The 11302-nt window shown below is 37.7% G+C and carries 8 protein-coding genes; 5 read left to right on the top strand and 3 right to left on the bottom strand.

Annotated elements, in window-relative coordinates; translation table 11 throughout:
* Positions 1 to 51: 51 nt before the first annotated feature.
* The gene (fbp, locus tag Q0X66_RS12525) at positions 52 to 1074 is read left to right on the top strand and encodes a class 1 fructose-bisphosphatase (protein WP_297706888.1); all 1023 of its coding nucleotides are present in this window, start codon (positions 52 to 54) and stop codon (positions 1072 to 1074) included.
* Positions 1075 to 1103: 29 nt separating this feature from the next.
* Here the strand turns inward: fbp and Q0X66_RS12520 are convergent, their stop codons facing one another.
* Positions 1104 to 1526, bottom strand: coding sequence for a TerB family tellurite resistance protein (locus tag Q0X66_RS12520; RefSeq protein WP_297706886.1), 423 nt, complete (start codon positions 1524 to 1526; stop codon positions 1104 to 1106).
* Positions 1527 to 1712: 186 nt separating this feature from the next.
* Here Q0X66_RS12520 and Q0X66_RS12515 point away from each other — a divergent pair, with 186 nt between their 5' ends.
* From Q0X66_RS12515 to mfd, 3 genes are all read left to right on the top strand, one after another.
* On the top strand, positions 1713 to 4181 hold the full coding sequence (locus Q0X66_RS12515) for a ligase-associated DNA damage response DEXH box helicase (RefSeq protein ID WP_297706932.1): 2469 nt from the start codon (positions 1713 to 1715) through the stop codon (positions 4179 to 4181).
* Positions 4182 to 4254: 73 nt separating this feature from the next.
* Positions 4255 to 4887, top strand: coding sequence for a ligase-associated DNA damage response endonuclease PdeM (gene pdeM, locus Q0X66_RS12510; protein ID WP_297706884.1), 633 nt, complete (start codon positions 4255 to 4257; stop codon positions 4885 to 4887).
* Between the two features lie 55 nt (positions 4888 to 4942).
* Entirely contained in the window at positions 4943 to 8305 is a 3363-nt protein-coding gene (gene mfd, locus Q0X66_RS12505; RefSeq protein ID WP_297706882.1) for a transcription-repair coupling factor, read from the top strand.
* Positions 8306 to 8510: 205 nt separating this feature from the next.
* Here mfd and Q0X66_RS12500 read toward each other — a convergent pair whose 3' ends face one another.
* Complete coding sequence (locus Q0X66_RS12500; RefSeq protein ID WP_297706880.1) at positions 8511 to 9170, bottom strand: aspartate kinase; 660 nt, start codon at positions 9168 to 9170, stop codon at positions 8511 to 8513.
* Positions 9171 to 9222: 52 nt separating this feature from the next.
* The gene (locus Q0X66_RS12495; RefSeq protein WP_297706878.1) at positions 9223 to 9582 is read right to left on the bottom strand and encodes a YraN family protein; all 360 of its coding nucleotides are present in this window, start codon (positions 9580 to 9582) and stop codon (positions 9223 to 9225) included.
* 189 nt (positions 9583 to 9771) lie between these two features.
* Between Q0X66_RS12495 and Q0X66_RS12490 the strand changes: the two genes are divergently transcribed.
* A complete protein-coding gene (locus tag Q0X66_RS12490; protein WP_297706876.1) occupies positions 9772 to 11280 on the top strand; it encodes a DUF1800 domain-containing protein in 1509 nt (502 codons plus the stop codon).
* Positions 11281 to 11302: the final 22 nt, after the last annotated feature.

Raw genomic sequence — 11302 nt, 5'->3', positions numbered from 1 at the left:
TAGTTTAACAAAATAACCGATATTTGTACTCATATAAAACAACCTTCTTTTATGGATAAAAAAAATAAAACTCTTGGTGAATTTGTTATTGAAAACCAGACTTCATTTCAATACTCTTCAGGGGAATTTTCCAGACTGATAAATGCAATTCGTTTAGCCTGTAAGGTAGTAAACCACGAGGTGAATAAGGCAGGGCTTGTGGATATCCTCGGGGCAGCCGGAGATACTAATATTCAGGGCGAAGATCAGCAAAAACTAGATGTGATGGCCAATGAAATATTTATACAAACCTTAAAAAACAGGGAAATCGTTTGCGGTATAGCCTCTGAGGAAGAAGATGATTTTATTACAATTAACAGTCATGATGAACTACATCAGAATAAATATGTTGTCTTAATTGATCCCCTGGATGGTTCCTCAAATATAGACGTAAATGTTTCTGTAGGGACTATTTTTTCCATTTACCGGAGAGTTACTCCAGTGGGGACACCTGTTAAGCTCGAGGATTTTTTACAGCCCGGAATTAATCAAGTGGCTGCCGGTTATATAGTTTATGGCACCTCAACGATGCTGGTTTATACTACAGGACATGGCGTAAACGGATTTACACTAAATCCGGCTATAGGCACATTCTATCTTTCCCATCCGGATATGCAGTATCCGGAAACAGGTAAAATATATTCGGTTAATGAAGGTAATTATATTCATTTTCATCAGGGTGTAAAGGATTATATCAAATACTGCCAATTAGAAGAGGAAGACCGGCCGTACACATCAAGATATATTGGTTCTCTGGTTTCAGATTTTCACAGAAATATGATAAAGGGTGGTATTTATCTATACCCTAAGAGTAGTATGGCTTCTAACGGTAAATTACGTCTGCTCTACGAATGTAATCCCATGGCTTTTATAGCAGAACAAGCAAATGGAAAAGCCAGTGATGGTTTTACAAGAATAATGGAAATACAACCGACAGAATTGCACGAACGCGTGCCTTTTTTCTGTGGCAGCCCTAAAATGGTAGAAAAAGCAGAAGAATTTATGGCCAGACAAAGAGACCGGGAAAACCAATAGTGCTTTCGTTTTTTATTGTTTTCCTTTTGCTAATGCTTTATGATATAGAGATAATCATCAAAATTGATCCTACCGCTAAAAATAGCCACAGACTCTTGTATAATTTTGTTGGCTTTTTTGGTCGGAAATCCCAATCCGATAGCATATTTCTTTAACAGTACCATTTCCACGTCTTCCACATCATGATCAGCATATATTAACCTAAAGAGATCATATAATCGCTCCAGGCGTTCTTTTAGACTATTCGAGGCAGTAATAGGATATTTGTTAGATTTCTTCATTACCTCTTTATATTCCTCATGGGTAATATCAAGTTTACGGGCAAAATTATCCAACAAAACTTTTTCCCTGGGATTAACCTCGCCATCAACTGCAGCCAGAGATGCTAAAGAGGCAAAATGTGCTAAATTTCGACGATGTTCACTATGAAAATATAAATCTATTATAGGCATAAAACAGTACTAATTTAAGCTGTAAAGATACTTTTTTTAAAGGTTATACTTTTAATAATTAATCAAAATATTTAACAAATTTCTTCAAATCGGGATTCTATATTCATGATTGATTTTAAAGAGAAATTTGTAAATTCACAGAGCTATCCGCAGGCTCAATTTGTGTCGAAAGCCAGAAGGGAAAGAATGACAGAAAAACAACTTTATAATCTGGCAGAAGATTGGTTCAGGCAACAAGATTGGAAGCCTTACCCTTTTCAATTAAAAACCTGGTCGGCCTTTTTAAATGGAAAACACGGCCTGCTAAATGCCCCCACAGGGAGTGGCAAGACCTATGCACTCTGGTTTCCTATTGTTTTAAACTATATTAAAAATAACCCTGAATATAAGACAAAACATAAAAAAGGACTTAAAGCAATTTGGATTACTCCCCTAAGGGCTTTGTCACAGGAAATCAAACAATCTGCAGAAAGAGTGATCCGGGATTTAGATACCCAACTTACCGTTGGCATACGCTCAGGAGATACTTCAACTGCCGAAAGGACCAGACAACGGAGCATTATGCCCGACCTGCTCATTACGACCCCGGAAAGTCTGCAATTGCTTTTAGCCACAAAAGGATATGATACAATTTTTAAGAACTGCTCTGCAATTGTGGTAGATGAATGGCACGAATTGCTGGGCACCAAAAGAGGAGTACAAACAGAACTTGGGCTATCACGACTTAAGGGAATTGCAAAAGATATACGTATTTGGGGTATTTCTGCTACCATTGGCAATCTTGAGCAGGCGCGAGAAGTACTGCTGGGTCCTGAATCTTCTGCTCACCAAAATTCTGTCATGATTAGGGCCAATCTCAAAAAAAAGATTACCGTAAAAAGCATTATTCCCAAAGAGATGGAAACTTTTCCCTGGAGGGGCCATTTGGGACTGCGCTTGCTTGATGAAGTTATCCCAATAATTAATAATAGTAAAACAACCCTAATATTTACCAATACGAGAAGTCAATGTGAAATCTGGTTCCAAAAAATCCTGGAAAAACATCCCGAATTAGCGGGGGAAATTGCCATGCATCACGGAAGTATAGATAAGAAAACAAGGCAATGGGTAGAACAAGCCATAAGAAATGAAAGTCTAAAAGCTGTGGTGTGTACATCAAGCCTGGATCTCGGTGTAGATTTCGCTCCGGTAGAAACTGTAGTGCAAATTGGAGGGCCAAAAGGTATTGCCCGGTTTTTACAGAGAGCGGGAAGAAGTGGTCATCGACCCGGCGAAGAAAGTGTTATTTATTTCCTTCCTACCCATGCCATCGAACTAGTAGAGGCTTCTGCCCTAAAACAGGCTGTAGAAAAAAAAGCAGTTGAAGACAGAATCCCCTATCTCAATAGCTTTGATGTTTTAATACAGTACTTAATCACACTTGCCGTTTCAGATGGTTTTTTTCCTGACAAGATCTTTCCGGAAATTAAGCAAACCTTTTGCTATCAAAGTATTACCCTCGATGAATGGCACTGGCTTTTAAACTTCATTGTTTTGGGAAGTCAGAGTTTACAATCCTATGATGAATATAAAAAGGTTGAGGTAGATGAAAACGGAAAATTCAAAGTAAACAATCGCGGGGTTGCCATGAGGCATCGGTTTCAAATAGGCACTATTGTTGGCGATGCAAATATTACTGTTCGCTATCAGAAAGGTGGTTATATTGGTACCATAGAGGAATCTTTTATTTCCAAATTAAAGCAAGGCGATGTGTTTACCTTTGCGGGTAGAAATCTGGAATTTATCCGCATAAAGGAAATGCAGGCTCATGTACGAAATTCATCCAAAAAATCCTCAAAGGTGCCAGCATGGATGGGCGGCAGATTAACACTTTCTGCACAAATGTCAAAATTGCTGAGAGAAGAACTTTATTCAGTACAATTGAATGAAAAAGAACAGTCAGCGGAGATTAGAGCACTCAGCGGCCTTTTTGCCAGACAGCAATTGGAAAGTACAGTGCCTAAACCTGATGAGTTTTTAATAGAGACATTTCAAACTCAGGATGGTTACCATCATATTTTTTATCCCTTTGAAGGTAGATTTGTACACGAGGCAATGGGCAGTTTACTGAGCTACAGAATTAGCCTGCTATCTCCTATTACTTTTTCGCTTGCCTTTAATGACTATGGCTTTGAACTCTTATCGGATAAAGAAGTGGATATGCAACAGGTTCTTGATAACGATTTATTTACGACCTCCTTCTTGATCGATGATCTTCAAAAAAGCTTGAATTCAACTGAGATGGCACGTCGAAAGTTCCGCGATATTGCAGTAATTGGCGGAATGGTTTTTACAGGATACCCAAAAAAAGGAATTAAAATGAAGCATTTACAGAGTAATTCTCAGCTTTTGTTTGATGTTTTCAAGGATTATGAATCGGACAACCTATTGTATCAGCAAGCCTTCAGAGAGACTTTTGAACATCAGTTGGAAGAAGGTCGTTTGCGAATTGCTCTGGAACGTATTGCGGGGCAGGAGATCGTATGGAGACCTTGTACCAGTCCTACACCCTTCTCTTTCCCATTAATCACGGACAGATTGAGGGAAAAACTATCCAGTGAAAAGTTAGCAGACCGTATCAAGAGAATGAGCGCCATTTTAACCAAAAGCAAATGAAAAATTAATGAAAAGGGAAGTCTAATTAGAATTCTTTTATCACATAAACATTACATGATTTATCTTTGAAAAAATGACCCAAACTATTCAAATTCAAGATCAGAATTTCATCCTGCATCCAAGCGGTACACTTTTTTGGCAGGAGCAGGCCATCCTTTTGATCAGTGATGTGCATTTGGGTAAAATCTCTCATTTTAGGAAATTTGGTGCAGCCGTTCCCCGGGGGGCCATTTACAAAAATTTTGATTTGCTTGATTCAACTATCGCTTTTTTTGATCCCAAAGTAGTTTGTTTCTTAGGAGATTTGTTTCACTCTTCATTAAACCGCGAATGGGAACTCTTTGAAACCTGGGTTAAGAATTCTAAGCTAAAATTTATTTTAATTAGAGGGAATCACGATATAATTTCACCTCTGAGGTATGAGCGAATTGGAATTCAGGTAGTATCAGAATTAGCCTCGGAAAAATTTCTGCTCACACATCATCCGGAAGAGCGACAAGGATATTTTAATTTTGCAGGACATATTCATCCGGCAATTAAACTTAGAGGCAGAGGAAAACAATCTCTTCGACTTCCTTGTTTCTTCAAGACACAAGATCAATTAATCCTTCCGGCATTTGGTAAATTTACAGGATCTTATACCATGAAGAAAGCTCTGAAGGACGAGGTTTTTGCTATTGCAGATGACATAATTATAAAAATTTGAGCCAAATCATGGTCTGCCAAGCTTTCAGGATTTATATTTGCACAAATTTAAACGGTTGACCAAATCTTCATTGCAGCAACTGTATGCGCAGTCTCCTCAACTCAGGAAACTGAAGGATTTTATTGTCCAAAACCAACCTAACATTAGTTTAAATGGCCTTAGCGGATCCTCTTTTTCCTTTCTAATTTCAGCAATCTTTAATAAAACAGATCGTCCTTTTCTCCTTGTTTTGAATGATAAAGAAGAAGCCGCATATATACTTAATGATCTTGAGCAGCTCATAGGTGAAAAGGACGTGCTCTTCTATCCGGGAAGCTACCGAAGACCTTACCAAATTGAAGAAACCGACAATGCTAATGTATTGCTGAGGGCAGAAGTTTTGAACCGTATAAATTCCCGAAAAAAACCTGCAGTTATCATTACCTACCCGGATGCACTTTTTGAAAAGGTTGTCACTAGAAAAGAATTAACTAAAAACACCCTTAAAATAAATAAGTCTGACTCGCTTTCATTGGATTTTCTAAATGAAGTGCTTTTTGAATATCACTTCAAACGGGTCGATTTTGTTACTGAACCTGGTGAGTTCTCCGTCCGTGGGGGCATTCTGGATGTCTTTTCCTTTTCACATGATGAACCTTATAGAATTGAATTTTTTGGTGATGAAGTAGAGAGTATCCGGACTTTTGATGTAGAGACCCAACTATCTACCGACAAGGTTAACCGGATTAGAATAATTCCCAACGTAGAAAATAAACACCTCAATGAAAGCCGTGAAAGTTTCCTGAAATACATTAGTCCGGACACCGTAATATTCCTAAAAAACCCGGAATTAACTTATAACAGGGTTGATTTGTTTTTTGAAAAAGCGCAAAAGGCATTTGGAGAACTCAATTCTGACCTAAAACAATCGAAACCCGAAGAATTATTTACCAATTCCAGCTTGCTTAAAGAGCAATTAACAAATTTTACCCTCGCTACTTTAGGAGGTTTTGATAATACACCAAATTCTGAGAGTGTTGATTTTAATATTACACCTCAGCCTTCCTTCAACAAGAAATTTGATTTACTTATCACTAATCTCAATGAGAACAACAACCGGGGTTATGAAAATTATATTTTCTGTTCCTCGGAAGTACAAACCAAAAGATTCCATGACATTTTTGATGAAGTAGATGAAAATGTGCACTATAAAACTAAAGTCTTCCCATTATATCAAGGTTTTATAGACCACGACCTTAAGGTTGCATGTTATACAGACCATCAGATTTTTGAGCGCTATCACAAATTTCATTTGCGAAACGGTTATGCCAAAAAACAGGCCATTACACTAAAAGACCTCAACAAATTGGAAATAGGCGACTATGTGACCCATATAGACCATGGGATAGGCAAATTTGGCGGGCTTCAAAAAATTGACGTGGAAGGCAAAAAACAAGAGGCTATTAAATTAATGTATGGTGAGCGCGACATCCTTTATGTAAGTATTCATTCATTACACAAGATCTCCAAATACAATGGAAAGGATGGAGCGGTCCCTAAAATTTACAAATTAGGATCTGCAGCCTGGAAAAAACTTAAACAAAAGACAAAATCCAGAGTAAAGAAAATAGCCTTTGATCTTATTAAAGTCTATGCCAAAAGAAGACTGGACAAAGGATTTCAATACGCACCAGACAGCTATTTGCAACTGGAACTGGAAGCCTCTTTTATTTATGAGGACACCCCGGATCAAGGAACTGCTACAGCAGATATCAAAAAAGATATGGAAAGTGAAAGGCCTATGGATAGGCTGGTTTGCGGCGATGTTGGGTTTGGAAAAACTGAAGTTGCAATAAGGGCGGCATTCAAGGCGGCAGAAAACGGAAAACAAGTGGCAGTTTTGGTACCTACAACTATCCTTGCATTTCAACACCACAGAACATTCTCCAAACGACTGAAGGAAATGCCGGTTAAAGTAGATTATCTTAACCGTTTTAGAACTGCAAAAGAGAAGCGCATAATTCTTGATGAATTACAATCAGGCAAAATAGATATCCTTATAGGCACACATCAATTGGCTAGCAAAAATGTTCAGTTTAAAGACCTGGGATTGCTTATTGTTGACGAAGAACAAAAATTCGGGGTAGCAGTTAAAGACAAATTAAAATCAATAAAAGAAAATGTAGACGTTCTTACGCTTACGGCTACTCCTATTCCAAGAACGCTGCAATTTAGTTTAATGGCGGCGAGGGATTTATCTGTTATAAACACACCACCACCAAACAGGTATCCCATTGAAAGTCATGTGACACAATTTAGTGAAGAAGTAATACGTGATGCCATATCCTATGAAATTCAAAGAGGTGGGCAAATATTTTTTATTCACAACAGAATAGAAAATATTAAGGAGGTTGCCGGAATGATACAGCGGTTGGTGCCTGATGCAAAAATCGGTATAGGGCACGGTCAAATGGAGGGCAGGAAATTGGAAACTTTAATGCTGGCTTTTATGAATGGGGAATTTGATGTTTTGGTCTCTACCACCATTGTAGAAAGTGGTTTGGATGTGACAAATGCAAATACCATCTTTATCAATAATGCAAATAACTTTGGATTAAGTGATCTGCATCAGATGAGGGGACGTGTTGGCCGAAGTAATAAGAAGGCTTTTTGTTATTTCATTACACCCCCATATGAGGTAATGACCCCCGATGCCAGGAAACGAATTGAGGCATTGGAACAGTATACCGCATTGGGAAGTGGCTTTAACATAGCAATGAAAGACCTTGAAATTCGCGGTGCAGGAGATCTGTTGGGGGGCGAACAAAGTGGGTTTATAAACGAAATTGGCTTTGAAACCTATCAGAAAATATTGTCCGAAGCTATTGATGAATTAAAAGAAAATGAATTCAAGGACCTTTATGAGGAAACTGAAAGAAAGGAAAAAATATTTGTAAAAGATACACAGTTAGATTCAGATTTTGAATTGCTGTTCCCCGATGATTATATTAACAACACCACAGAACGATTAAACCTCTATACCGAATTAAACACGCTTAGTACTGAAGAAGAACTTCAAGAATTCGAGTCTCAACTTATTGACAGATTTGGTGCGTACCCAACACAGGTGGAGGATTTGCTTAACTCAGTTCGAATCAAGTGGATTGCCACGGGTATTGGATTAGAAAAAGTAGTTTTAAAAAAAGGGAAACTATTGGGCTACTTTATTTCAGATCAGCAGTCTGCCTTTTTCCAAAGCCCGGATTTTTCAAATGTTCTTTCTTATGCACAACAGCATAATGAAACCTGCAAGCTTAAAGAAAAACAAACCCGTAATGGGCTTAGGTTACTTTTAATTTTCGATCGTATTAAATCTGTAAATAAAGCTCTGGAAGTACTTCAACCATTGTCAAAAAAACAGCAGAAGGCAGTTATTTGATGTACCACTATTATTCACTACCTGGATATTTAGAGTAATTCCCCGGAGATACTTCCCTAAAAATACTTAAAGACTTTTATTTTATTGAATATGATAAACCACTTATGTTAGCCTGGCGGTATTAATTATCTTTATTTGAATGATCTACAAGGTAAGTTAATATACATCTCTTCATGCCTGGCAGCATTAATTTAAAATCGCTGTTTTACAGCGATTTTAAATCCTTTATTGTTTTGAAAGCAATGTCTACCTGTTCATCATTTACAATGATAGTGAATTCATTGGTTGTAGAAATAACTTCGTACAGGACAATCCCCTCCCACGCCAATCGCTGAAAAATGAAATAGTAAATCCCTGGAACAGAAACATTCTCCGCCGGGAGTTTTACAGTAATGGAAGACAGGTTTTCAGCTTTCTGTGTACACTTTTCTTCCTTAAATAACTTTTCTATGATACTATCCAAACTATTGCTTACAACTATATTAAGCTCATTAACTCCTCTTGAAGAGGTGTAAAAGACATCTTTATTTTTATTCACCTCTTCCAGGAGTTCAGTTTGGTTTTCTAAAATGGAATCAGATACCAGAAAAGTAAAATCTGTTAATGATGAGCGCACCGTGATTTCCCCGATATTTTTAAGCACTTTTATAATTTTGTGGGTCGCTCTGAATTCAAGATCATCTGACAAACGCTTAAGCGCCATAACTATAGCCCCATTGCGGATATCTTTCCCCAATTCTTCCTGAATTTCCGGTTTGATAAGACGCGACAGGGAAGTGAGATTAATGATTCCCTGTGCAAGAGCACTTTGTAAAAATGGTTTCTTTTTTATGTAATGTTCTACAACAGATGAGATTGTTTTCATATCTAAAAGTGTGGCTACAAATATAACAAAATGTTATAAATAAAATAAATTTTTAAAAATGATAGAAAGCATCTTCCAGATGCTCTATGAAAAATTTGTTATTTTTTTTAAGGATAGTAATAATATCAAACCTTACCTCCCTATCAAGTTTATTTGTGTTTACATAATTATCCGCGGCCGTTACCAGCAAGCCTATTTTCTTTTTGCTTACTGTTTCAGCAATGTTTTCAAAATATGCCGAGCTTCTCGACTTTACTTCAATAATAGCAATTGTATTACCTTTTTGCGCAATAATGTCAATTTCAGCCTTCAGGTAGCGGTAATTACGACATATAATAAGGTATCCTTTTTTCACTAAATAAGCTGCGGCTAATTCTTCACCTTCCTTCCCAAACTCATTATGCACGCCCATAAATTCTCCGATTTCTTAAAAAATAAAGCAGTTTGTCGAAAATATCGGCAAATCGGACCTAATTTCAAGAAGAAGATTGTAATTTCCATGCAGAATAACGAAAATATTTGGATGATAATAATATCCATAAAATTTACGCGTTAAGAATTTGCCCCTAAACACATGAACGTTCTTAAAGCCTAAAAAACTATGGAATACTTCGTTAATTGTAATACCTCTACATTAGCGCCACACACAACACCCTTGGATAAAATAAGGGCGGCGCATTTGTACAGAAGACTCGGTTTTAGTGCCTCAGTACAAACTATCAACGATGCGGTTGGCGCGGATGCCAGCACTCTGGTAAATAGTTTGATCAATGAAGCGGTCACTATGGCCCCTACTCCGGCTCCTGCCTGGGCAGATTGGAACAACAGTAACTATCCGGCAGACGACGATCTGGCAAGACAGGTTAGACGTGCCCAAGCCGAGGAATGGCGGATAAGCTATACCAATGGCTTGTTGAACAACAACCTCAGGGAGCGGCTAAGCTTTTTCTGGAGTAACCATTTGGTTACTGAACTGGATATTTATGACTGTAATTCTTTCCTTTATTATTATACGAATTGCCTGCAAAGAAATGCTATAGGTAATTTCAGAACCTTTATTAGTGAAATGGGTCTTACCAGTGCCATGCTTTATTATTTGGATGGCGTTTATAATAATGGTAACAACCCAAATGAAAATTATGCAAGGGAATTGTATGAGCTTTTTACATTGGGTGAAGGAAACGGATACACCGAAGAGGATATCATTGAAACAGCTAAGGCTCTTACTGGTTATGTTGAGAGGGGAGAAATAGGTTGTGAACAGGTTCTATTTGATCCTACCCGATTTGACGCTGGTCCTAAAACTATTTTAGGTCAGACAGGCAATTGGGGCTATGATGATGTCATTAATATTCTTTTCCAGCAGAGACCCAACGAAATAGCTGCTTTTATTTGTGGAAAATTATACGAATTTTTTGTTCATCCGGATTCCAGTGATGATGCCGGGAATGCACAAATGATAATTTCAGGTATGGCCAGCACTTTTGTTGCCAATAACTTTGAAATAGCGCCGGTATTAACACAATTATTCTCTAGTCAGCACTTTTTTGATGATGAAGCTATAGGAGTCATTATAAAGAGTCCATTTGATATTTACTTGAATCTAATTAATGAAACCAATTTTGCGTATGACAATGGAACTTTACTTAATGTAATTGATACAAGCCGACTTTTAGGACAGGAACTTTTTGATCCTTTTGACGTTGCCGGATGGCAAAGAGACAGGACATGGATTAACACCAATTTTATGATAGGGCGATGGCTCTCTGCCGAGGTATATCTGGAAATGTTTTACCAGAACAACCCGCTGCAATTCCAAACCCTTGCAATGGATGCAGTTGGTGCTGCTGATAGCAATACAAGTAATCCCGAAACTGTGGTAAGAGCCATAGTAGATAAATTTACACCATTAGGATTGCTAACACCCCAGGATTTTGAAAATGCAATGGATGTTTTCAAAATTGAAGATGTCCCGGAAAACTATTACGGTTCAGATTATATTCCTGGCGGACTTGGATTATGGATGCTTGCCGTTAGCCCGGAAGTACCCCAACAAGTATTCCTATTGCTGATGCACTTATCCAGACAACCAGAGTTTCAACTAAAATAAAACCTACGACTATGTCTAATAA

Source organism: uncultured Eudoraea sp., from assembly GCF_947260015.1.
Classification (GTDB): domain Bacteria; phylum Bacteroidota; class Bacteroidia; order Flavobacteriales; family Flavobacteriaceae; genus Eudoraea.
The sequence above is the reverse complement of the archived record's forward strand: the minus strand, read 5'-3'. Positions and strand labels throughout refer to the sequence as shown.